The sequence below is a fragment of the Malaciobacter sp. genome (genome assembly GCF_055140965.1).
The window spans coordinates 1-22,644 of sequence record NZ_JBSRRO010000044.1 but is presented as its reverse complement, the minus strand read 5'-3'; the positions used below and the strand labels follow the sequence as shown (position 1 = coordinate 22,644).

23 protein-coding genes and 3 tRNA genes are annotated in these 22,644 nt (G+C 28.3%); 19 read left to right on the top strand and 7 right to left on the bottom strand.

Going from position 1 to position 22,644, the window contains the following annotated elements; all coding sequences use genetic code 11:
* From ACTCCZ_RS11425 to ACTCCZ_RS11410, 4 genes are all read left to right on the top strand, one after another.
* On the top strand, window positions 1-644 hold a 644-nt coding region (locus tag ACTCCZ_RS11425; RefSeq protein ID WP_463187355.1), incomplete at its 5' end, for a lipopolysaccharide kinase InaA family protein.
* Window positions 644-1,564 carry a glycosyltransferase family 9 protein gene (locus ACTCCZ_RS11420; RefSeq protein WP_079580074.1) on the top strand — a complete coding sequence of 307 codons (921 nt, stop codon included), beginning with the start codon at window positions 644-646 and terminating at the stop codon, window positions 1,562-1,564. The genes ACTCCZ_RS11425 and ACTCCZ_RS11420, both read left to right, overlap by 1 nt.
* Entirely contained in the window at window positions 1,557-2,624 is a 1,068-nt protein-coding gene (locus tag ACTCCZ_RS11415) for a hypothetical protein (protein ID WP_079580073.1), read from the top strand. The genes ACTCCZ_RS11420 and ACTCCZ_RS11415 overlap by 8 nt, the downstream gene beginning before the upstream one ends.
* Window positions 2,614-3,564, top strand: a complete 951-nt coding sequence (locus tag ACTCCZ_RS11410; protein WP_228145351.1) for a glycosyltransferase family 9 protein — start codon at window positions 2,614-2,616, stop codon at window positions 3,562-3,564. The genes ACTCCZ_RS11415 and ACTCCZ_RS11410 overlap by 11 nt, the downstream gene beginning before the upstream one ends.
* A gap of 4 nt (window positions 3,565-3,568) precedes the next feature.
* On the opposite strand, the gene gmhA is transcribed toward ACTCCZ_RS11410, so the two are convergent.
* On the bottom strand, window positions 3,569-4,135 hold the full coding sequence (gene gmhA, locus ACTCCZ_RS11405; RefSeq protein ID WP_079580072.1) for a D-sedoheptulose 7-phosphate isomerase: 567 nt from the start codon (window positions 4,133-4,135) through the stop codon (window positions 3,569-3,571).
* A 134-nt stretch (window positions 4,136-4,269) separates the two neighbouring features.
* On the opposite strand from gmhA, the gene ACTCCZ_RS11400 reads away from it, so the two are divergent.
* The 14 genes from ACTCCZ_RS11400 (at window position 4,270) to ACTCCZ_RS11335 (ending at window position 15,600) form a co-directional block, all read left to right on the top strand.
* Complete coding sequence (locus ACTCCZ_RS11400; RefSeq protein WP_079580071.1) at window positions 4,270-5,139, top strand: glycosyltransferase family 4 protein; 870 nt, start codon at window positions 4,270-4,272, stop codon at window positions 5,137-5,139.
* An 84-nt stretch (window positions 5,140-5,223) separates the two neighbouring features.
* On the top strand, window positions 5,224-5,412 hold the full coding sequence (gene rpmB, locus ACTCCZ_RS11395) for a 50S ribosomal protein L28 (protein WP_079580070.1): 189 nt from the start codon (window positions 5,224-5,226) through the stop codon (window positions 5,410-5,412).
* 24 nt (window positions 5,413-5,436) lie between these two features.
* The gene (locus ACTCCZ_RS11390) at window positions 5,437-6,564 is read left to right on the top strand and encodes a potassium channel family protein (protein WP_079580069.1); all 1,128 of its coding nucleotides are present in this window, start codon (window positions 5,437-5,439) and stop codon (window positions 6,562-6,564) included.
* Window position 6,565: 1 nt separating this feature from the next.
* Window positions 6,566-7,747 carry a bifunctional glutamate N-acetyltransferase/amino-acid acetyltransferase ArgJ gene (argJ, locus tag ACTCCZ_RS11385; RefSeq protein WP_079580068.1) on the top strand — a complete coding sequence of 394 codons (1,182 nt, stop codon included), beginning with the start codon at window positions 6,566-6,568 and terminating at the stop codon, window positions 7,745-7,747.
* A 128-nt stretch (window positions 7,748-7,875) separates the two neighbouring features.
* Window positions 7,876-8,088, top strand: a complete 213-nt coding sequence (locus tag ACTCCZ_RS11380) for a YdcH family protein (protein ID WP_079580067.1) — start codon at window positions 7,876-7,878, stop codon at window positions 8,086-8,088.
* Window positions 8,089-8,224: 136 nt separating this feature from the next.
* The gene (gene gyrA, locus ACTCCZ_RS11375) at window positions 8,225-10,759 is read left to right on the top strand and encodes a DNA gyrase subunit A (RefSeq protein ID WP_079580066.1); all 2,535 of its coding nucleotides are present in this window, start codon (window positions 8,225-8,227) and stop codon (window positions 10,757-10,759) included.
* Between the two features lie 40 nt (window positions 10,760-10,799).
* Entirely contained in the window at window positions 10,800-11,837 is a 1,038-nt protein-coding gene (locus tag ACTCCZ_RS11370) for an aspartate-semialdehyde dehydrogenase (RefSeq protein ID WP_079580065.1), read from the top strand.
* Window positions 11,837-12,349, top strand: coding sequence for a YqhA family protein (locus tag ACTCCZ_RS11365; RefSeq protein WP_191287709.1), 513 nt, complete (start codon window positions 11,837-11,839; stop codon window positions 12,347-12,349). Before ACTCCZ_RS11370 ends, ACTCCZ_RS11365 begins: the two co-directional genes overlap by 1 nt.
* 16 nt (window positions 12,350-12,365) lie before the next feature.
* Window positions 12,366-13,400, top strand: coding sequence for a uroporphyrinogen decarboxylase (hemE, locus tag ACTCCZ_RS11360; RefSeq protein WP_079580064.1), 1,035 nt, complete (start codon window positions 12,366-12,368; stop codon window positions 13,398-13,400).
* Window positions 13,401-13,501: 101 nt separating this feature from the next.
* Window positions 13,502-14,419 carry a radical SAM protein gene (locus ACTCCZ_RS11355; RefSeq protein WP_079580063.1) on the top strand — a complete coding sequence of 306 codons (918 nt, stop codon included), beginning with the start codon at window positions 13,502-13,504 and terminating at the stop codon, window positions 14,417-14,419.
* A 70-nt stretch (window positions 14,420-14,489) separates the two neighbouring features.
* Window positions 14,490-14,564 (top strand) — tRNA-Asn (locus ACTCCZ_RS11350).
* 31 nt (window positions 14,565-14,595) lie between these two features.
* Window positions 14,596-14,670: transfer RNA gene (locus ACTCCZ_RS11345), tRNA-Asn, on the top strand.
* A 25-nt stretch (window positions 14,671-14,695) separates the two neighbouring features.
* A tRNA-Asn gene (locus ACTCCZ_RS11340) sits at window positions 14,696-14,770 on the top strand.
* Window positions 14,771-14,859: 89 nt separating this feature from the next.
* On the top strand, window positions 14,860-15,600 hold the full coding sequence (locus tag ACTCCZ_RS11335) for a sulfite exporter TauE/SafE family protein (protein WP_228145350.1): 741 nt from the start codon (window positions 14,860-14,862) through the stop codon (window positions 15,598-15,600).
* A 32-nt stretch (window positions 15,601-15,632) separates the two neighbouring features.
* On the opposite strand, the gene ACTCCZ_RS11330 is transcribed toward ACTCCZ_RS11335, so the two are convergent.
* From ACTCCZ_RS11330 to ACTCCZ_RS11305, 6 genes are all read right to left on the bottom strand, one after another.
* The gene (locus ACTCCZ_RS11330) at window positions 15,633-15,773 is read right to left on the bottom strand and encodes a FeoB-associated Cys-rich membrane protein (RefSeq protein WP_099312386.1); all 141 of its coding nucleotides are present in this window, start codon (window positions 15,771-15,773) and stop codon (window positions 15,633-15,635) included.
* Window positions 15,774-15,812: 39 nt separating this feature from the next.
* Window positions 15,813-16,604, bottom strand: coding sequence for a DUF4198 domain-containing protein (locus ACTCCZ_RS11325; protein ID WP_079580061.1), 792 nt, complete (start codon window positions 16,602-16,604; stop codon window positions 15,813-15,815).
* Between the two features lie 85 nt (window positions 16,605-16,689).
* A complete protein-coding gene (locus tag ACTCCZ_RS11320) occupies window positions 16,690-16,989 on the bottom strand; it encodes a hypothetical protein (protein WP_079580060.1) in 300 nt (99 codons plus the stop codon).
* A 38-nt stretch (window positions 16,990-17,027) separates the two neighbouring features.
* The gene (gene feoB, locus ACTCCZ_RS11315) at window positions 17,028-19,514 is read right to left on the bottom strand and encodes a ferrous iron transport protein B (protein WP_079580059.1); all 2,487 of its coding nucleotides are present in this window, start codon (window positions 19,512-19,514) and stop codon (window positions 17,028-17,030) included.
* Entirely contained in the window at window positions 19,511-19,747 is a 237-nt protein-coding gene (locus ACTCCZ_RS11310; RefSeq protein WP_322853531.1) for a FeoA family protein, read from the bottom strand. The genes feoB and ACTCCZ_RS11310 overlap by 4 nt, the downstream gene beginning before the upstream one ends.
* Window positions 19,748-20,094: 347 nt before the next feature.
* A complete protein-coding gene (locus ACTCCZ_RS11305; protein WP_104412933.1) occupies window positions 20,095-21,267 on the bottom strand; it encodes an Opr family porin in 1,173 nt (390 codons plus the stop codon).
* Window positions 21,268-21,293: 26 nt separating this feature from the next.
* Here ACTCCZ_RS11305 and ACTCCZ_RS11300 point away from each other — a divergent pair, with 26 nt between their 5' ends.
* Window positions 21,294-22,427 (top strand): iron-containing alcohol dehydrogenase, encoded by a 1,134-nt coding sequence (locus ACTCCZ_RS11300; protein WP_079580057.1) that lies wholly within the window; start codon window positions 21,294-21,296, stop codon window positions 22,425-22,427.
* Window positions 22,428-22,644 lie beyond the last annotated feature (217 nt).

Genomic DNA, 22,644 nt, shown 5'->3' with positions numbered 1-22,644 from the left:
CTAGAAATGAATTAAAAGTTATTGAGTATAAAGGTATAAAGACAGTTGTTAAAGGTTTTAAAATACCTAATATAATAAATCAAGTAGTCTATGCTTACTTTAGAGATTCAAAAGCAAAAAAGTCATATGAAAATGCAGTGAGACTAAGAAATTTAGGTTTAAATACTCCAGAACCAATTGGTTATATAGAGTTTTATAAAAGCTTCTTATTTAAAGAGAGTTTTTTTATAGCAAAAAAATATGAGTATGATTTTACTATTAGAGAACCATTAAGAAACAAACAGCTTGAAAATAGAGAAGAAATTATAAAAAAGTTTGTTGAATTTACTTTTAATTTACATAAAAATAGTGTTTATCATAAAGATTTTTCAGCTGGGAATACACTAGTATCCACTAATGATAGCAGTTATGAATTCTCAGTTGTAGATATAAATAGAATGGAGTTTAAAGCAGTTGATTTAAAAACAGGACTTGATAATTTTGCAAAACTTTGGTTAGATGAAGATGATATAGTTTTAATAGCTACAACATATGCAAATTTAGCAAATGCAGATAAAAATGAAGCTATAAAACTACTAAAAATATCAGATAGAAAATTAAAAGAGTTTGTAGAGTTTAAAAGAAAAATAAGAGGTAAGAAATAGTGAATTTACTTATTACTAGACATGATAAAATTGGTGATTTTGTTGTGACTTTACCTTTATTTAAAGCTATAAAAGAGCAGTATCCAAATACAAAATTAACAGCACTAGTTGGTAAAATTAATTTTGATTTTGCAAAAAAGATTCCTTTTATTGATGATGTAATCTTATTTGATAAAGAGAATTTAGATACTACTTTAAAACAGATAAAAGAGAAAAAATTTGACGCAAGTATTTCTTGTTTTATTGATACTACTTTGGGAAAACTTCTTTTTAAAAGCGGTATTAAAATAAGAGTTGCCCCTGCTACTAAAATAGCTCAAATATTTTTTAATAAAAGAATAAAACAACGAAGAAGTAAAGTAGAAAAAACAGAGTGGCAATATAATTTAGATTTAGCAAAATTACTTTTTCCTAATATAAAATTAGATTTTACAAAGCCTTTATTAAGTTTTGATGTAAAAAAAGAGAATAGGGTAATTTTTCATCCTGGCTTTGGTGGAAGTAGCGATGGAAATTTATCTTTAGACGATTATATCTCTCTAGCAAAAAAGATAAGTCAAACTTCAAAAAAAGCAGTTTTTACTTTTGGACCAGATGATGCTATGTCAAAAGATTACATCTGTTCTAAAGTTGATTTTGAAGTAGAAATCTTTGATTCAAAGATGACGTTGTTTGAGTTTACTAAATTTATAGCTTCTTCATATGTTTTTATTAGTACTTCAACAGGACCTATGCATTTAGCTGGAGCAACAAATACTAAAACAATTTCTTTTTTTGGAGACTCACTTTTTGCTAGTTCTAAAAGATGGGCAACAATAAGTGAAGAAAAAAATCAAAATAATTTTATGTTATCAAGTGATTATACCAAAGAAGAGTATAAGAAAATAGAAAATTGTTTAATAGGATTATTAAGTGAATAACCAGCAATTCTTTTGGGATAAATACTCAGACCAGCCAAGTGTTATAAAAGATAAAGCTTATAAAAAATCTATGAGAAAAAAGTATATTTTTGATTATGTAAAAATGCTTTTTTCTTCACTTTTAATCTTACCTTTTGCAATTTTATTTATGAAACTATTTAAAGGAAAGAATAACTTTTCAAATAAAGAGTTTATTGGTCTTGGCGTAAACTTAGATAAAGATGATGGGGAAAATACACAGCAAAAACTTATTGAAGAGCTTGGTATTAAAAATCTTATTATTAGAGTACCTCTTTGGGATATGAAAAATATTGATTCTTATGTAGAGTTTGCTAAAAGTTTTAATGAAAAATCTTCTAAGAATATTTTAATAAATATCATGCAAGATAGAGCTCATATACAAAATCATGAACTTTTAAAAAAAGATTTAGATACTGTTTTTTCAAAGTTTAACTCTTTTGTAAGTGAGTATCAAGTGGGAACTACTATAAATAGAGCAAAATGGGGATTTTTTGCAGTAAAAGAGTATCTTGAATTTTTTAAAATAGCTCAAGATTTAAGAGATGAAAAATATAAAGATTTAAAGTTAATAGGTCCAAGTACAATAGATTTTGAGTATTATTATAACGTAAGGGCTATGTTTAATTTTTATAATATAAGATATGATAAAGTAAGTACTCTTTTATATGTAGATAGAAGAGGATCTCCATATAATACTCAGTATGTTTTTTTTGATACAAAAAATAAAATTGATTTACTTTACTCTTTGTGTAAATTTTCACCTAAATCAAATGATAAGATTTATATTACAGAAGTAAATTGGCCTTTATCAAACACTGCACCTTATGCTCCAACAAGTGAAAAAGAGTGCGTTAGCAATGAGCTGTACTCAAACTATATGCTTGAGTATTTAAAAACTGCAAAGAAAAGTAAAAAGATACAAAAAGTTTTTTGGCACCAACTAATAGCTCCTGGTTATGGTTTAGTTGATAATAGAGATGGTAAGATAGTAAAATTACCACAATTTTATGCATTAAAAGAAGTTTTAAATGAAAGATGAAATGAAGATTGAAAAAATATTTATAGAAATTCCAACTTGGCTTGGTGATGCAATTATGACAACACCAGCTATTGAAAATATTATAAAAACATATCCAAAGGCAAAGATAACTCTTCTTGGCTCATATGTTTCAACAAAAGCTTTGGGTAATTTTAAAAATATAGAAAAAGTAATTGTTGATGATACTAAAAAAGAGGGTAATCGATATATTAATCTTTATTCTTTAGCTAAAAAAATAGGTAAAGTTGACTTGGCTCTTTCTTTTAGAAGAAGTTTTTCTTCAAAATTCATGATGTTTTTTATAGATTCACAAAAAAAATACAACTATAAAAGACTTCAAAAAGAGCAAATTCACCAAGTATTAAGATACAATGATTTTGTAAATCATGAATTGAATTTGCAAAATAAAGCAGGTGATTTAAAACTATATTTTAAAGCATTTTCTTATGGTAAAACAACACTTGGAATAAATCCAGGAGCTACTTATGGAAGTGCGAAAAGATGGTATCCAAATGAGTTTGCAAAAGTAGCAATTGCCATGTCAAAAACCCATGATATTGTAATCTTTGGAGGTCCTGCTGAAACTGATATTGCAAAAGATATAGAAGGTGAACTTATAGCAAATAGAGTTTCAAATTATCAAAATTTAGCAGGAAAAACAACAATTCCTGAACTTATAGAAAAGATAGCAGGTCTTGATATTTTTATTACAAATGACTCAGGACCTATGCATGTAGCAGCTGCATATAAAGTAAAAACTGTAGCTATTTTTGGGCCAACAAGATTTAAAGAGACAAATCAATGGAATAATCCAAGTGAAAATATTATAACAAAAAATTTAGAGTGTGCTCCATGTATGAAAAGAGTTTGTCCTTTAAAGCATCACAACTGTATGAAACTTATTACAGCTAATGATGTTTTAAAAGTAATTGATAATTGATTTATTAACTTAATTCATTATCAATAATTTGACAAATTGTATGTCCAAAAAGAATATGCATTTCTTGAATTCTTGGAGTGTCATTTGATGGAACTACTAAGTTTACATCACAAATTTCATTCATAACTCCTCCATCTTTTCCAGTAAGTCCAATAGTTTTACAACCAAGCTCTTTAGCTAGATTTAATGCATTTATTACATTTTTACTATTACCACTTGTGCTAATTCCAATAATCAAATCTCCTTTTGAAGCTAAAGCTTCAACTTGTCTATCAAAAACTCTATCATATCCATAATCATTTCCAATGGCAGTTAAAGCACTTGTATCTGTTGTAAGGGCAATTCCTGGAAGTCCTTTTCTTTCAGTTTTATATCTTCCTGTAAGTTCAGCTGCAATATGTTGTGCATCAGCTGCGCTTCCTCCATTACCACAAAGAAGGATTTTATTTCCATTTTTTAAAGTTTCAACTGCAATTTGTGATGCAGTTTCTAATTTGTCTTGCATAGTTTTAATTGTATTATTTATTGTTTCAAGGTGAGCTTGAAACTCATCTGCAATCACTTGTTTCATTATGTTTAATGTCCTTTTATTTAATTAAACATATTTTATCATAAGAATATTTTAAAGTAATTAAATGTTATTTTATAGCTATTTTAATTAATTTGGTTAAAATTATGTATTAATATTAAACTTGGAAAAATTATATGAAAAACATAACAATAGATTTTAAAGTAAAAACGAAAATTATAAATAGACTTTTGGAAAAAGAGAATATACAAAAGTTAAAGAAAAGAACCTTTTTAGATAAATTAACTTTTGCAAAAAGAGAGTTTGCAGATATATATTTTCATACTGGAAGTATTAATAAAGAAGATATTGAAAAAATTGAAAATGCAAAAAAGATTATTGTAAACTCTAAGAAACAAAAAAGTGAATTAGTAAAAAAACAGCAAATAGATGAAAATAAAGTTGAGATTATCTATCCAAGTATTGATGTTGAATATAAAAAACCAAAAGAAGTAAAAAAAGAGTTTTGTGAAGAGTTTAATTTAGATGTAAAAACAAAGTTTGTTTTTTTTACTGCACAAAACTTTAAAAACTCTGGTTCAAAAGAGTTTATTAATATAGTAAATAACTTAAATTTTAAAAACTTTAAAGCAATAATTGCAGGGGATAAAAAAGAGATTTCAGGATTGAGATTTCAATTATCAAAACAAAATGTAGATGATAAAATTCTATTTTTTACAGATTACAATGATTTAAATAGACTATTTTTAGTAGCAGATATTTTTGTTTTGCCAACGCATACAAAAGCTTTTGCTAAAAATATTTTAAAAGCAATGTTTTTTAAATGTGCAGTTTTTGTTCCATCAGGTTGTGCTTCTAGTGAGATTGTAGATGTATTTGCTACTATGATGATGCCAAGTGATGGAAGTACTGCCTTTAAAATTGATGCACTTTTAGGAAGAAAAGAAGATTTAAAACATATAAAAAAGCAAAATAGAATTACTGCACAAGAGTTTACAATAGAGAAAAATTTACAAAAATTAGAATTAATTTTACAAAGTGTATAAACAAGATAGCATTTTAACTAAATGTTAAGAATATTAAGATACAATACGCGAATATTTTTCACTAAAATTAATAAGGAAATCAATATGGCAAGAAGATGTTTAATCTCAGGAAAAGGCGTTATGGTTGGGAACAACGTAAGTCACGCTAAAAATAGAACTAGAAGAAGATTTTTACCAAATTTAAGAACTGTAAGAGTAACACTAGAAGATGGTACTACTAAAAAAATCAGAATTTCTGCTAAAGAGTTAAGAACTCTTAAAAAACACTCATAAGAAGGCGCTTAGAAAAGTGCTTTCATGAGCTTCTTAAAAAGAATTAAAAAAGCACTGGGCTGGGAAATTAGGTCTAATAAACCTGAATATGACTTAAACCCGCTTATATACTCACAATTAAAACCATTTAGGTTACCATTAATACTTATTCAGATTATTTTAATGACTGGTGCATTAGGATATGTATATATTGAAGATTATCCTATTATGAAAGCAATCTTTCAATCTGCATATACTTTTACTACAACTGGATTTGGTGCTTTAAATGAAGCAAATTTCAGTAATCAAGGTATAATTTTTACAGTAACTTTGATGTTATCAGGGTTTGCAGTACTTACATTTTCTGTGGGTATTTTAATCAATACTATATCAAATGGTTCACTTTTTAAACTTCTTAAGGAAAGAAAAATGTTATATAAAATTGCAAGGCTTAGAAGACATTTTGTTATATTTTATCATAATGAATATACTGCACAACTAGCAAGACAATTTAGAGAAAATCATGTTCCCTTTGTGGTAGTTGATCCAAGAGATGATATAGAAGAGATTGCAAAAGAGTACGATTATCCTTATATTGTAAATGAAGAGCCTTATAAAGAGGTTGCTTTTTTCAAATCTCATTTAAGTTCAGCTAAAGGTGCTATTTCATTGTCAAAAAATATATCTGATAATATTACACTTATTGCTTCAGTTAGATTATATGAAAAAGAGCTTGGTAGAAGTCCTTTTTTAATTATTTCAAATGCAGAAACACAAAATGATAAAGTAAGACTTAAAAAACTTGGTGCAGATAAAGTTGTTGCTCCTCCATCACTTATGGCAAAAAGAGTAAGTGCAATGGCAATTAGACCTGATATGGAAAATGTACTTGAAGAGTTTTTATACAAAAAAGATACTCCTATTGATATGGAAGAAGCATTTGTAGGAGAAGAGTCTTGGGCTGTTGATAAACAAATACAAGATCTACATTTAAGAGATAGAATGAAAGTTTCAATTATTGGTATTACAGAAGCAACTGGGAAATTTATTCAAATGCCAAAAGGTACTACAGTTATTAGAGCAAATTGCAAGCTTTTACTTGTAGGTAGCCAAAAAGGTATTTCAAAATCAAAAAGAATACTTTCATATTCTCAAAAACCAAAGGATATATAAAATGTTTACTATTTTGCCTATTAAAGGTTTGATTGATCAAATAGATGGATTTTATTGTGATGGAATAAGTGCAGGGCTTAAAGCAAATAATGCACTTGATTTAGGTTTTATATATAGTGATTCATTATGTGATGTTGAAGCTGTTTTTACAGAAAACAGATTTCAAGCAGCTCCGCTTAAACATTACTTGATGTATAAAAAAGATTTTCAAACAAATTTTGTATTAATTAATTCTAAAAATGCAAATGCAATGACAGGAAAAAAAGGAATTGAAGATATTAATTCAATTTTTTCATCACTAAATCATAAATTTACAAATCCTATTATGAGTAGTACTGGTGTAATTGGAAATCCTTTACCTGTTCAAAAAATAGTAGATGGTGCAAACTCTTTTGATTTAAAAACAAAAAATGCACAAAACTTATCAAAAGCTATTATGACAACTGATGCTTATTCAAAAACTTGTATGTATGAAGTTAAGCTTGAAGATGGAAGTAGTTTTAAAATTGGTGCAGTTGCAAAAGGTGCTGGGATGATAAATCCAAATTTAGCAACTATGCTTTGTTTTATTTGTACAGATGCTAATGTTCCTAAAGAGGATATGAAAGAAGCGCTTAAAGTAAATAGTGAAACTACTTTTAATGCTATTTCAGTTGATGGTGATACTTCTACAAATGATACGGTTTTACTTTTAACAAATAAAAAATCTAATACATATAATAAAGAAGCATTCTTTGAAGTTTTAAGATTAGTAATGCATGATATGGCTATGCTAATGGTAGCAGATGGTGAGGGTGCTAAAAAAGCTGTTGCTTTTGAAGTTAAAAATGCTGCAACTTATGAAGATGCACAAAAAGCAGCAAAAGTCTTATCAAACTCTCTTTTAGTAAAAACAGCACTATTTGGTGAAGATCCAAACTTTGGAAGAATTGCTTCTACTATAGGTGCAAGTAAGATTGCGTGTGATGAAGAAAAACTTGTTATTTCATATAATAATGTAATTGTATATAATAAGGGTGAACTTATATTTAATGATGAAATTGAACAAGAAGCCTTTAAAGTACTTCAAAATGATAAATTTAAGATTGTTTGTGATATTGGATTAGGAGAAGAGAGCTTTACTGCATATGGTTGTGATTTAGGTTACAAATATGTTGAAATAAATGCTGATTACAGAACTTAAGAAGCTATTTAGCTTCTTAATTACACACTTTACATAAAAAACTATTTTATAATAAATATACAAGCTACATAATCTATTCTAAGAATTTAATTGTTATAATTATATTAACTCAACTAAAAGGATTAAATATGTTTCACGAACACAGAGATGTAATTACAAAATTAAAACAAGAAAATGCTCATTTTAATAAGCTTTTTGAAAAGCACAATGAGTTAGATGAAGAGATAATTGAGTTAGAAAAAAATTTTGGTGACCAACTAGAAATTGATAAAAAGAAAAAAGAAAAACTAAAATTAAAAGATCAAGTTTTTAATCTTATTATGGAATATAAGAACTCATAATAAATAAAAATTTAAGTAAAAAGAGATTAATTTTTTTAATCTCTTTTTTATTTTTTGCTTAAATTACTATATTAACTAATACTAAGCCCCATTTAGCTAAAATAATAACAAATATAAAAAATAAAGGCGTTTTTTTATGGAAAACCTTTTCGAAGATCAAGATATAATAGATATTAATATAGAAGATAGTGTAAAAGCTTCTTACTTAGATTACTCAATGAGTGTAATTATTGGACGGGCACTTCCTGATGCTAAAGATGGATTAAAGCCAGTACATAGAAGAATTTTGTATGCAATGCATGATTTAAACATGACTGCTAGATCTCCTTATAAAAAATCTGCAAGGATTGTAGGAGATGTTATTGGTAAGTATCACCCTCATGGTGATAGTTCAGTTTATGATGCATTGGTAAGATTAGCACAAAACTTCTCAATGAGAGCACCACTTGTTGATGGACAAGGTAACTTTGGTTCAGTTGATGGTGATAATGCAGCTGCTATGAGATATACAGAAGCAAGAATGACTAAAATTTCAGAAGAGATTTTAAAAGACCTTGATAAAGATACTGTTAATTTTGTTCAAAATTATGATGATACTTTAAAAGAGCCTGCTGTATTACCTACAAGGGTTCCTACCTTACTATTAAATGGTAGTGAAGGTATTGCTGTTGGTATGGCAACAAAAATCCCACCTCATAACCTAAAAGAGTTACTTGATGCTGTACTTTATACAATTGATAATCAAGAAGCAACTGCTGAAGATTTAATGCAGTTTATTCATGGTCCAGATTTTCCAACAGGTGGTACTATTTTTGGAAGACGTGGAATTATTGATGCGTATAAAACAGGTCGAGGAAGAGTTAAAATAAGAGCTAAACATCATATTGAAACTAAAGGTAAAAAAGAGGTTATTGTACTTGATGAACTTCCTTACCAAGTAAATAAATCAAGATTAATTGAACAAATTGCTATTTTGGCAAAAGATAAAAATATCGAAGGTATTTCAGAAGTTAGAGATGAATCTGATAGAGAAGGTATTAGAGTTGTAATTGAGCTTAAAAAAGATGCAATGAGTGAAATTGTATTAAATAATCTTTATAAATCAACTCCAATGGAGACTACTTTTGGGATTATTTTACTTGCAGTTCATAATAAAGAGCCAAAGGTATTTAATCTTCCTGAATTGTTAAGACTGTTCTTATCACATAGAAAAACAGTTATTATTAGAAGAACTATTTTTGATTTAGAAAAAGCAAAAGCAAGAGCTCACATTTTAGAGGGTCTAAAAATTGCAGTTGATAATATTGATGAAGTTGTAAAAATTATTAGATTATCATCAAATGATGCAGATGCAAAAGAGAAACTTCAAGATAGATTTGAGTTATCACTTATTCAATCACAAGCTATTTTAGATATGAGACTTGGAAGATTAACAGGTCTTCAAAGAGATAAACTTGAAGCTGAATATCAAGAGCTATTAAGATTAATTGCTGAACTTGAAGCAATACTAAAATCAGAAGAAAAATTAAATGAAATTATTAAAGAAGAAATTCAAGAGATAAAAGATAAATATTCAGATGAAAGAAGAACTGAAATTGAAGACTCATATGATGAGATTGATATAGAAGATCTAATTCCAAATGAGCCAATGGTTGTTACTATTACTCACAATGGATATGTAAAAAGAGTTCCAATTAAATCATATGAGAAACAAAGAAGAGGTGGTAAAGGTAAAGTCGCAGTTACTACACATGATGATGACTTTATTGAAAGATTCTTTGTAACAAATACTCATGATACATTGATGTTTATTACAAATATGGGTCAGTTATACTGGTTGAAAGTATATAAAATTCCAGAAGGAAGTAGAACTGCAAAAGGAAAAGCAGTTGTTAACTTAATCAACTTAAGAGCTGATGAGAAGATTATGGCTATTATTCCAACTACTGATTTTGATGAGAGCAAATCATTGGCATTCTTTACAAGAAATGGTATTGTAAAACGAACATCTTTAGCTGAATTTAGTAATATAAGAAGCAATGGTGTAAGAGCAATTGTTCTTGATGATGCGGATGAGGTAGTAACTGCTAAAATCACTATTCCAGGCTCACAATACTTTATGATATTTACAAGTTTAGGTCAATGTATTAGATTTGAAATAGATAAAACAAGAGAACAAGGAAGAAGCACAAGAGGTGTAAGAGGTATTAAGTTTAAACTTGATTCTGACTTTGTTGTTGATGCTGATGTAATTATAAGTGAAGAACAAGAGCTATTAACTGTATCTGAAAAAGGTATAGGAAAAAGAACAACAGTAGATGAATATAGACTTACAAATAGAGCTGGTTCAGGTGTTATTTCTATGAAGTTACATCAAAAAACTGGAAATGTTATTGGTTCAGTTTTAGTTGATGAAACACAAGATTTAATGGCTTTAACATCTATTGGTAAGATGATTAGAGTAGATATGAATACTATTAGAAAAGCTGGAAGAAATACTTCTGGTGTAATTATTGTTAACGTTGATAAAGGGGATAAAGTAGTTTCAATTGCTAAGTGCCCTAAAGAAGAAGACGATGAACTTGATATTGAATCTGCAACTGATTTAGCAGGTATTATTGAAGATACGAATTTAGTTGATAATGATGATTCAAAAGATCAAAATAGTTAATTAGATTAAATCTATATACAATAAATGAAGAGGAAGAAAAATGAGAAAATTTAATGTTGCTGTTGTAGGAGCAACTGGTGCTGTTGGAGAAGAGCTTTTAAGAGTAATGGATGCATATGATTTTCCAGTTAACAATATAATTCCATTAGCAAGTGCTAAAAGTGCTGGTTCTACAGTTGAATATAAAAATAAAGAATATACAGTTTTAGAACTTACTGAAACTGTATTTGAAGAAAATGATGTTGAAATTGCATTTTTTAGTGCAGGTGGTAGTATCTCTGCAAAATTTGCGAAATTTGCAGTTGAAGCAGGTGCTGTTGTTATTGATAATACAAGTCACTTTAGAATGGAGCCAAATATTCCATTAGTTGTACCTGAAGTTAATCCTGATGATATTTCAAAATGGAAAGAAACAGGAATTATTGCAAATCCAAACTGTTCAACTATTCAAATGGTATTATCTTTAAAACCACTTGATGAATTATATGGAATTAAAAGAGTAGATGTATCAACGTACCAAGCTGTAAGTGGTGCAGGAAAAGCTGGTATGGAAGAGCTTGTAAAACAGATGCAAGCATTTTTTGCTTTTAAATTAGATGAAACTAAAAAAGAGGCTTTTGCTCATCAAATAGCACTTAATGTAATTCCACAAATTGACGTAGCTCAATCAAATGGATTTACAAAAGAAGAGATGAAAATGATTAATGAGACTCAAAAGATTTTACATAAACAAATGCAAATTGCAGCTACTTGTGTAAGAGTTCCTGTATTAAGAAGCCATAGTGAGTCTATTACTGTTACATTTGATGATGATGTTGAAGTTGATATTGATAAAGTAAAAGAGGTTTTAGGGAATTTTGATAATGTAGATGTTATTGATGATTTAGAAAATAATCAATATCCAATGCCAATTATTTCAACAGATACTGATACAACATTTGTAGGAAGAATAAGAAAAGATGCTTATGCAAATAATATTATTCATTACTTTAATGTTGCAGACCAAGTTAGAGTTGGAGCTGCAACTAACTCAGTTAGAATTGCATTAAAATGGATTGAAATGGAGAATGATATCTAATGATAGAGAAGCTTTTTGAAAAAGCTATGTGGCAGACAAGATTTTTAGTAATCTTGTCTGTTATATTTGGACTACTTGGAGCTATAGTTTTATTTGTAGTTGCAAGTTTAGATATTTGGAATGTTACTAAATATACATTTGATACTATAATAACAAATGCACATCCAGAAAATTTTCATGAAGATATAGTAAGTGGTATTATTGGTGCTGTTGATTTATATTTAATTGCTGTTGTTATGTTGATTTTTTCTTTTGGTATATATGAGTTATTTATATCTCCGATTGATCATGTTGAATCAGCAAAAGAAGACTCTAAAATATTATCAATAACATCACTAGATCAGTTAAAAGACAAAATTGCAAAAGTTATAATTATGGTTTTAGTTGTAAACTTTTTTCAAAGAGTGTTACATACTAATTATACTTCTGCTTTAGAGATGTTATATTTTGCGTTAGCAGTTACAGCCTTAGCTGTAGGATTGTATTTCTTAGGGAAGATAGGAAAAAAATAAATAAAAGGTTATATAAATGTCAAAAATTTTTGTAGATGCTTGTTTTGGTAAGGAAACTCCTTATACTCCTGTATGGATGATGAGACAAGCCGGAAGATACTTACCTGAGTATATGAAAGTAAGAGCAGAAGCTGGAAGTTTTTTAAATCTTTGTCATGATCCTAAAAAGGCATGTGAAGTTACTATTCAACCTCTTGATATTGTAGGAGTTGATGCAGCAATTTTATTTAGTGATATTCTAGTTATTCCACATGAAATGGGAATGGATTTAGAGTTTATTAAAGGTGAGGGACCTGTATTTCATAAACCTTTAAAAGATGAAGCAGATATTGATGCTTTATTAGGTGGTGAAGAAGCAGCAAATAAATTAACATATGTTTATGATACATTGAAATTATTAAAAGAAGAACTTCCTGAAGATAAAACACTTATTGGATTTACAGGTGCTCCTTGGACTCTTGCTACTTATATGATTGAGGGAAAAGGAACTAAAACATATAACTTATGTAAAAAGCTAATTTATACTAATCCTGAACTTATGCATAAACTTCTTGCAAAAGTTACACAAGTAGTTAAGTATTATATGGAAAAACAAATACAAGCAGGTGCAGATGTTGTTCAGATTTTTGATTCATGGGCAGCAGCCTTGGAAAAACAAGCATATTTTGAATTTTCATGGAAATATATGGTTGAAATTGCGGAGTATTTAAAAGAGAAATATCCACACATTCCTGTTATTATGTTCCCTAAAGGTATTGGTCAATACTTAGATGATATTTATGGAAACTTTGATGTATTTGGTGTTGATTGGTCAACTCCAATGGCATTAGCAAAAGAGAAGCTTGGTGATAAATATGTTCTTCAAGGTAATATGGAGCCTTGTAGATTATACTCAAAAGAGAAAACAACAGCTTGTGTTGAAAAAATTCAAGAAGTTATGGGTGGAAAAAGACATATCTTTAATTTAGGTCATGGTATTTTACCAGATGTACCTGTAGAGAATGCAAAGCACTTTGTAAGTGAGTGTCACAGAGTTTCAAAAAAGGCTTAAAACGTTAAGAAAAAGTAAACTGCTTTACTTTTTTAGTTTGTAGCGATTATTATAAAAGAGAGGCTTTTTTAAGCTTCTCTTTTTTTATTTAAAGGAATAAAATGTCATATTCAAACTCTATAATATTTGGTCCAATTCCATCAAGAAGATTTGGAATCTCTTTAGGAATTGATTTATCACCTAGCACAAAACAGTGTAATTTTGATTGTTTATATTGTGAATTAGAACCTGCAAAAACAATGGATTCTATGAGTGATTATCCAAATGTTAGTGAAGTTATAAACGAAGTTAAAAAAAGTTTTGAGAAACATCCTAAAATTGATGTTATAACCTTAACAGCAAATGGAGAACCTACTTTATATCCATTTCTTGATGAATTAATAGATGAATTAAATAAGATAAAAAAAGATGCTAAAACATTGATTTTGTCAAATGGAAGTACTATTTATAAACAAGATATTTTTGATGCATTATTAAAGCTTGATACTGTTAAATTATCACTTGATTGTGTAAGTGAAAAATGTTTTAAAAAACTTGATAGGGTTCATAATAATATTGAGATTGAAAAAATAATTCCTTCAATGATAGAGTTCTCAAATAAATTTAAAAATAATTTTGTTTTAGAAATACTTTTTGTTAAAGATTTAAATGATAAAAAAGAAGAGATAGATTTACTTTATGAAGCTATAAAAAAAATCGATCCAAAAAGAGTTGATATTGGTACAATTGATAGACCACCTGCTTATAAAGTAAAACCTGTGAGTTTTGAAGTTTTAGAAAATGTCGCAAATACTTTTAAAGGAATAAATGTAAATATCGCATATAAAAATAGACCAAATCAGATTCAAAAATTTAATGAAAATGAAATAATCTCAATGCTAAAAAGAAGACCATTGACAAGTGAAGATATTGAAAATATGTTTGATGAATCTTCAAAAATCATCTTAAAAAAATTGTTAAAAGAGCAAGTAATTTCAATAATAGACAGTAGTGGATTAAAATTTCATAAAATTTTATAATTTTATTTGATATTACTTGACAAAAGAGTAAATTTTTACTATAATTCCAGCCCATTAAAGGAACATGCATTCCGGATTAGCTCAGCGGTAGAGTAGGTGACTGTTAATCACTTGGCCACTGGTTCGAATCCAGTATCCGGAGCCATAACTTTAATGAAGCTTTATATTAGATATATTCCGGATTAGCTCAGCGGTAGAGTAGGTGACTGTTAATCACTTGGCCACTGGTTCGAATCCAGTATCCGGAGCCATAATCTAATAAAACTTATCTTATGTTCCGGATTAGCTCAGCGGTAGAGTAGGTGACTGTTAATCACTTGGCCACTGGTTCGAATCCAGTATCCGGAGCCATAACTTTAATCAAACAACTATTTCATTTTAACTATAAAAACCAAAGAAAAGATATGATATTCTAATTTATCATTTTAATAAGGTTTATTTTGGATTTAGATTTTTTTATAGTTGCATCTATTGTGCTTATTATAGCTGCTTTTGTACATGGTAGTATAGGTTTTGGATTTGCTTTAATACCTACACCTATAATAGCAATTTTTACTGATATTCAAACTGCAATTTTACTTACACTTATTCCTACTTTAGTAGTTAATTTAGTTAGTTTTTTAAGTGAGGGTAATATACTTGATGGTTTAAAAAAACATATGCCCCTAGCATTGCTTACAATGCTTGGAAGTGCAATAGGTACTCAGCTATTAATTATGAGTAACTCCGAGCTTTTTAAGCTTCTATTGGCTTTTATAATACTTATTTATCTTTTTGTAAATAAAGTTGATATGTCAATCTCTATTTTTAAAACTTATCCAAAAAGCTCTTTTGTTGTTTATTCATTATTTACAGGGGTTGTAGGCGGACTTACTAATGTAATGGGACCTTTGCTTATGATATATGGAATTGAACTTAAGTATTCAAAAGCTGAGCTTATTCAAGCTATGAATATCTCTTTTTTATTTGGTAAAATTATTCAGATTGTGGTTTTTTTGATAAATGGAAGTTTTACAAGTGAGCATTTGTCATTTTCTTTTATGGCAATTTTTATAATCTCATTTTCACTATATTTAGGAATTAAGTTAAAAAAGAGAATGGATACCAAAGTTTATTTAAAAGTAATTAGAGCTGTATTATTTATTATTTCATTGATTTTAATCGCACAAGTGATAATATAAAGTATCAAATTAATTTTTTAACTTGATACTGTTTATTTTTTAAGTTTTGTTTTTTCATCTTTTTTTATACCGCAACTTTTTTTACCACAATTACAACCTTTATTTTTAGATATTGAATGATAGATATAATAAACTGCAAAAAGTGTTATTACTATTAATAATATTTTATCCATATAATTTTCCTTTTAAGTATGAGCTTTTGCTCATACTTATTATTTCATAGGTTTAGCTTCAACCCAAATAACCGCATCTTGGCTTAATTCTTTACCTTTATACTCTTTATCTGGGCCTACACCAAGTGCGCAAAATCCCCATTGACCAGCTTTTGGAATGGCAAATGTAAACTCACCATCTTTATTTGCTTTTATTGTCATTGTTACAAATGAGTCTTGTGGTGCAGTAACTCTATCTTTACCCATTTTATTGTTTTTTGTATCTACATCTCTATTTAGATATTCAACTTCAATTTCAGCATAAGGAACAACTTTTCCTTTTGATTTTACTATTCCTGTAAAGCTTCCACCTTCCCAAATAGCATAAGGCTTTGTCAATGGAACAATTTCAGCTTTTAAGCCAAGCTCACTATCCCAATCAGTAGGTGTTCCTGCAACATTTATTATAGTTTTTGTGATTTGTTGAATATATGCATCTTCATTTTTTTCATAATATGGTTTTGGCTTTAATACTAAAATATGGTCACCCATTCTTCTAGCTTTATATTTTGATTCATATGCTTTTGCTTTATTATGATTTCCTTGAAAAGTAATAGAATTTAGACTTTTCATTAAATCTTTTTTCTTGCCTTTATTTATTACATAAAACTCTTCTACTCCTGCCATATCCATTGTATGCTCATCTGCAAATGGATGTGTAAATACATGCTTAAATTCAACAGTTTTCCCTTTAGGAAGAGCCATGTTATCAGTATAAAGCATTTGAAAGTGTGCAAATGCACTTGTTGATAAAACTGTTGCAGCAATACTGCTAATTAAAATTTTCTTCATCTGGTTTTCCTTTTATATATTAATACTTATAGTCATTATCAATTATAAACTAGCTTTATCTTCACAAAGAAGATAAAGTTTTATATTATTCTGTTATATCAGAACCTTTTATTTTTACTTGATGTCCTTCACCTGCATCAAAAATTGCAGTATAATCTCCACTTGGTTTATCAAATGTTACTTCACTGTATTCATTCATTTTAGTGTTGAATATAATTTTTCCATCTTTTTCAACTTTAAATTTTACTCCTGTGGCACTACTTCCATCACTAAAACCACCCTCACAAGTGATTGTTCCATCTGCATTATCAAAACAACTCATTATTGCACTATGTGCAAACATTGAACTTATCATAAAGCTTAATGCTAATACTATTTTTTTCATTTTTTTCCTTTCTTTTTATTAAATTGTATTTTGTTAAATTAGACTTTATTTAGTCCTCCTTTCCAGTTTATACTTTTACTTGGATAAAAAGCCAAAATAAGAGTAATAAAAACTATTGCAAAATAGAATGTTGCCATGGCTTCTACTCCATTTAAGGAGAAAATATTTCCAACTGTAAATGTTAAAGAAGACATTGCAATTCCTAAAAATACTGGAAAAAATATTGCAAATATCATCCACTTGTAACTATTTGTTTGCATTTTCACTACAATCATAGTTGCAATACAAGGTGGAGTTAGAATCATGAAAATTATAATTGCAGCTGCATGTAATGGAGTATAACCACTGTTCTCCGCCATTGCTTCTTCTGCTCTTTTTGAATCAGCTTTGTTATTTTCATAAATACTTCCAAGTGTTGCAACTGCACTCTCCCTTGCTGCAAATGAGCTTAAAAATGCTACATTTATTTTCCAATCAAAACCTGCATATTGAGTAATTGGCTCTAATGCTCTTCCTGTCATTCCAAGTATAGAGTTTTCAATTTTTTCATTTTTCATCTCTCTTAATACTTTTTTTCTATCTCTTGAGAGTTTTCTAATAGCTCTATTTATTTTTTTCGCTTCTTTATCTCTTTTGGGTTTTAAGAATGTATAATAGTTCGCATTTATCAATTTAAATTTTTTATCAAGCTGTTTTGCATCTTCTTTTGATGTAGCTGCCATTCTTTTTGCTCTATAACCATCATAATAGTTTAATAAATCTGAAACCTCTTTTTTTGTATCTACTAGTTCATAATATTTGTTGTTTTTAATTTGTTTATCAAATTTACTTAAATAAGCAAGTGATTGCTTTTCGTATTTTAAGGTTGATTCTTCATTTAAGCCTGGAAACTCTAGCATTGCAAATAGTATAACTGCTACTGCTAATACAATTGTTACAACTTTTTTAATATATATCCACACTTTTTGGAAAGATCTTATAAATACACCTTTAATTGTTGGAACATGATAAGGAGGTAACTCCATTACAAAAGGAGCTGTTTGTCTTGTTTTTAGTACTGTTGTTGTTAAGAGTTTTGCAATTAATAGTGCAATAAAAATAGTAATTGTTGAAATGAAAAACATCATCAATGCCATTTCTGGTTTGAAAAAAGCTCCTAATAAAAGAGTGTAAAAAGGTACTTTTGCAAGACAATTCATATATGGAACTGTCAATATTGTAGCCATTCTTGCTCTTTCATCACTAATTCCTTTTGTTGACATAACACCAGGAACTGCGCAACCGCCTACCATTGCTCCACCTAATACCAATGGAAGTGTAGATTGTCCATGTAAACCAAATTTTTTGAAGATTTTATCAAGAATAAAAGCCATTCTTGGCATATACCCTACATCTTCCATAATTGCAATTAATGCAAATAGAATAAAAAAGATAGGAATATAGTTTAATAATGCGATTGAACTATTTGTCATCCAGATAAAAAAATCTGTTATCATAGGCACTTGAGTAAAATCAGCTTTTGGTAATATATCAATGATAAAGTTTTTCATTGAAGCTAATATAGGCCAAGTATAATCTGTGAGTTTATATCCATAAACAATAGATATTTGGTAAACTAAGAATATAATAAATAGTAATATTGGTATTGCAAATATTCTATTTAATACTATTTTGTCAACTTTATCAGTTAAGGTTTCTTTATTTTTATTGTGATTTTTTACGCATTCATGATATATAACATCAGCAGAGTCATATCTAAATGTTGCAAGAAAAGAGATTGTATCTTTATCATGAAGTGTATGAAAACTCTCTATTTCTTTATCAATTTCTTCTTTTTTTATCTTTGAGCCAACATGTTCTAAAATAGTTGGATCTTCTTCAAGAAGTTTAATTGCAAGCCATCTTTTACTTAGATGACTTTTACTATTTTCTAAAAGTTTTTCAATCTTTTCTATATGAATTTCTAACTCTTCATAGTTTATTTTAAACTCTTCATAGAGTGTCTTTTTTTCAAAAGTATCAGTAATCGTTTGCATAAGCTCTTTTCCACCAATGCCTTTTGATCCACTTGTCTCAACAACTGGACAAGAAAGCATTTTAGAAATCTTTTTAGAATCAATTTCTAAGCCTCTATTTTTTGCTATATCAATCATATTTAATACAACAATAACAGGTATTCCTATCTCTAAAAGTTGAAATGTAAGGTAAAGATTTCTTTTTAAGTTTGAAGAGTCAATTACATTTACAATAATATCAATATTTTTTTCTTTTGAATTTGGATTACTCTCATCAATTATAAATTTTTTTGCAACTTTTTCTTCTTGTGAAAATGAGCTAAAAGAGTATGTTCCTGGCAAATCTACCATCTCAACTTTGTAATCTTCATATTTGAAAAATCCAGTTTTTTTATCTACTGTTACACCAGGATAGTTTGCAATGTGTTGTTCAATTCCACTTACAAGGTTAAAAATTGTAGATTTACCACAATTTGGTTGACCTGCAAGACCTACTTTTATTTGCTTCATATTTTAACCTCAATTAAAGAAGCTTCACTTTTTCTAATACTTATATAATAGTTTTGTATTTTTAATTCCATTGGATCAAATAAAGGTGCTTCTCTAATAACCTCAATCTCACTATTCATAACAAAGCCCATATCTAATAATCTTCTTAAAAGCTTTCCGTCTGTTCTTATTTTTTTTATTTTTGCTTTTTGTCCTTTTGATAAAGTATCAAGCATAATCAATTTTTTATTCAAAATATAACCTTTAGTAATTATGATAATCGTTATTGAAATATTAAGATATTAAAACTTAAAATATTATAATATATACTTAAAAAAATAAAATTTCTTTTTTAGAAATTACCATAAAAAGGTTGTTTGTTATTAAAATGTCACAGAAATTGAAAAATTAGATTGTAGATTATTATAAGAAAAACTTATATTTTTATGAATTTAGGTCATAAAACTACCCCTGAAACTCTTAAGATGTAAAATTCGCAAGAAACATCTGAAGATAAAAAATCAAGAAACAAAAAGGGACAATAAAAATATTCCAGAGGCAGTTTTATGACCTATATACACTCCAAAAGGAGTGTATAAAATTAGAAACTATATACTAATGTAGCGTTTAATTGATTCATATCAGAACCAACCCAACCATTTACATCATCTGTATTAAAGTATGTGTATCCAACATTTGCTTTGATATTATCAGATACTTTGTATCCTAACCATAAAGTTGTTTCTTCAGCATCATACTCTTCTTGTGAATCTGTCTTGTAATCATTAAAGATTCCATAAAGTAAAGTAGCGTTTAAATTCCCAAATGATTTGCTTAAACTTGCATAGTAAGTCTCTGCATTTCTATAATAAAAAGCATCACCTTCTTCAAATGGACATAATGACTCTCCAGCTGCTCCATATCCAATAAATGGGTCTTTGTCATCTCCAACTTTTGCATAACCAATAGCTGCATTAACTCCAAGGATTTTTGTACTAGCTTTTAAATGAAAAAAGTCAGTATCATCTTGATTTAAATCATCATCCATTTTTTGTTGAACATAGTCTGCTCTAATAGAAAATTTATCATAATCAAGATTTAATCTTCCACCTAATTTGTAGTGATTATCTGGTAAATATACATCATAAACAGTTGCTTTGATATTATCATTGAATTTATGAGTAATACCTAATTTATATGCACCTTTACTATCATTTATATTTTCCATAGGTCTATACTCTCTTGCATAAACTCTACCAATTTTTTTAGACCAAATTGCTTCAACTGATGTATCACCAAATACTGCATCAAGTTTAACTGCATCATGTGTTTTTGCAAACCAATCAGAAACAATAAATTGTCTACCAGCTTTAAGTGTGAAATTATCATATTGGTATTTTACAAAGAACTCTTCAGCATCAATGTCTTTTTCATCACCATTTTCATAAAATCTCTCACTAGCATCTCCACTACCTTTCCAAGTCTCAAGGCTATCATGCTCTTCAAATAGATTTTTATATGCTCTAAATTTAGTAGTTAAACTAAGATTATTCCAAACACCTGTTTCATACTTTAATGCAAATGAACCAACACTATAAGCAGTGTCTTGATAATAGTTTCCTACTTTTTCATCAACATTTCTTGTTTCATAAGTAACTGCAACTTCTCCACTTACTTTTCCATTAGTTAAAGCTTCGTGTAAACTATTTGCACTCGCGAATGTGCATGCACTTAAAGCTAATGAAGCGATTAAGCTTAATTTGATACTTTTCATTATATAATAAAGAAAAAGGAGAAAATATGACATATACATATCATAACCCAACATTAATAGAGTTTGGAAAAGAAAAAATCGAATCTATTTCTAGTTATATACCTAAAGATGCAAAAGTTTTATTTGTTTATGGTGGAGGATCTATTAAGAAAAATGGTGTTTATGAACAAGTTGTAAAAGCTTTGGAAAAATATGAATCTTTTGAATTTAGTGGAGTTGAACCTAATCCTACAGTTGAAACTATGAATAAAGCAGTAAAATTAGTAAAAGAAAAAAATATCAATTTTATATTAGCTGTTGGAGGAGGCTCTGTTATTGATGGGTGTAAATATTTAGCAGCAGCCTCATTATATGAAGGAGATGCTTGGGACTTTTTAGATGGAACTGCACAACCTACAGAAGCTTTACCTTTGGGTGTGATTTTAACTTTGCCTGCAACTGGAAGTGAATCTAACTGTGGTTCAGTAGTTTCAAGAAAAGAAACAAATGAAAAAAGATTTTTCTTTTCACCTAAAGTTTTTCCTATGTTTGCAGTTTTAGACCCAAGTGTTATGATAACACTTGATGATAGGCAATTATCAAATGGATTAATTGATGCTTTTGTTCATACATGTGAACAATATCTTACATATCCAAATGACTCTTTACTTCATGATGGATATAGTGAAACTATTTTAAAAGGTTTAATTACTCTTGCAAATAATTGGAATAAAAGAGATACTTACCATTGGCAAGAGAATCTAATGCTTTTAGCAAATCAAGCTTTAAATGGATTTATTGGTTCAGGAGTACCACAAGATTGGGCAACTCATATGATAGGACATGAACTAACAGCATTTTATGGTCTTGATCATGCAAGAAGTTTAGCAGTAGTTCAACCCCAACTTTTAAGAGTAATGTTTGAAGATAAAAAAGAGAAACTTTTACAAATGGGACAGAATGTTTTTAATATAGATGATGCACAAAAGACAATAGAAAAAATAGAAGAGTTATATCACTCTTTAGAAGTTTCAACAAATCTAAATGATTATGAAATAGATGATAAAGTTGTATCAAATATTACAAATGCTTTAGAAAAACATGAGATGACAGCAATTGGTGAAAAACAAAATATCACACTTGATAAGATAGAACAAATACTTACACTAACTATGAAATAAATCTAAAGGGGAAATATCCTCTTTAGATAAATAATATTTATAATTATATATTTATTTTTTCATAAAATAAATTTTAAAAGAATGTAAATAACTATTAATATTATTTTAGCTACTATTTTAATACAAAAACAAATAAACAGGAAAAATAGTATGCAAAATATAATAAAAATCCTACTACTAATATGTATAACAACAATAGTATTAAATGCACAAGAAT

Bases quoted from the DNA above. Each gene is read 5' to 3' on its own strand.
- ACTCCZ_RS11410 (WP_228145351.1), top strand. From the start codon at position 2,614: ATGAAAGATGAAATGAAGATTGAAAAAATATTTATAGAAATTCCAACT.
- gmhA (WP_079580072.1), bottom strand. From the start codon at position 4,135: ATGAAACAAGTGATTGCAGATGAGTTTCAAGCTCACCTTGAAACAATA.
- ACTCCZ_RS11400 (WP_079580071.1), top strand. From the start codon at position 4,270: ATGAAAAACATAACAATAGATTTTAAAGTAAAAACGAAAATTATAAAT.
- rpmB (WP_079580070.1), top strand. From the start codon at position 5,224: ATGGCAAGAAGATGTTTAATCTCAGGAAAAGGCGTTATGGTTGGGAAC.
- ACTCCZ_RS11390 (WP_079580069.1), top strand. From the start codon at position 5,437: ATGAGCTTCTTAAAAAGAATTAAAAAAGCACTGGGCTGGGAAATTAGG.
- argJ (WP_079580068.1), top strand. From the start codon at position 6,566: ATGTTTACTATTTTGCCTATTAAAGGTTTGATTGATCAAATAGATGGA.
- ACTCCZ_RS11380 (WP_079580067.1), top strand. From the start codon at position 7,876: ATGTTTCACGAACACAGAGATGTAATTACAAAATTAAAACAAGAAAAT.
- gyrA (WP_079580066.1), top strand. From the start codon at position 8,225: ATGGAAAACCTTTTCGAAGATCAAGATATAATAGATATTAATATAGAA.
- ACTCCZ_RS11370 (WP_079580065.1), top strand. From the start codon at position 10,800: ATGAGAAAATTTAATGTTGCTGTTGTAGGAGCAACTGGTGCTGTTGGA.
- ACTCCZ_RS11365 (WP_191287709.1), top strand. From the start codon at position 11,837: ATGATAGAGAAGCTTTTTGAAAAAGCTATGTGGCAGACAAGATTTTTA.
- hemE (WP_079580064.1), top strand. From the start codon at position 12,366: ATGTCAAAAATTTTTGTAGATGCTTGTTTTGGTAAGGAAACTCCTTAT.
- ACTCCZ_RS11355 (WP_079580063.1), top strand. From the start codon at position 13,502: ATGTCATATTCAAACTCTATAATATTTGGTCCAATTCCATCAAGAAGA.
- ACTCCZ_RS11330 (WP_099312386.1), bottom strand. From the start codon at position 15,773: ATGGATAAAATATTATTAATAGTAATAACACTTTTTGCAGTTTATTAT.
- ACTCCZ_RS11325 (WP_079580061.1), bottom strand. From the start codon at position 16,604: ATGAAGAAAATTTTAATTAGCAGTATTGCTGCAACAGTTTTATCAACA.
- ACTCCZ_RS11320 (WP_079580060.1), bottom strand. From the start codon at position 16,989: ATGAAAAAAATAGTATTAGCATTAAGCTTTATGATAAGTTCAATGTTT.
- feoB (WP_079580059.1), bottom strand. From the start codon at position 19,514: ATGAAGCAAATAAAAGTAGGTCTTGCAGGTCAACCAAATTGTGGTAAA.
- ACTCCZ_RS11305 (WP_104412933.1), bottom strand. From the start codon at position 21,267: ATGAAAAGTATCAAATTAAGCTTAATCGCTTCATTAGCTTTAAGTGCA.
- ACTCCZ_RS11300 (WP_079580057.1), top strand. From the start codon at position 21,294: ATGACATATACATATCATAACCCAACATTAATAGAGTTTGGAAAAGAA.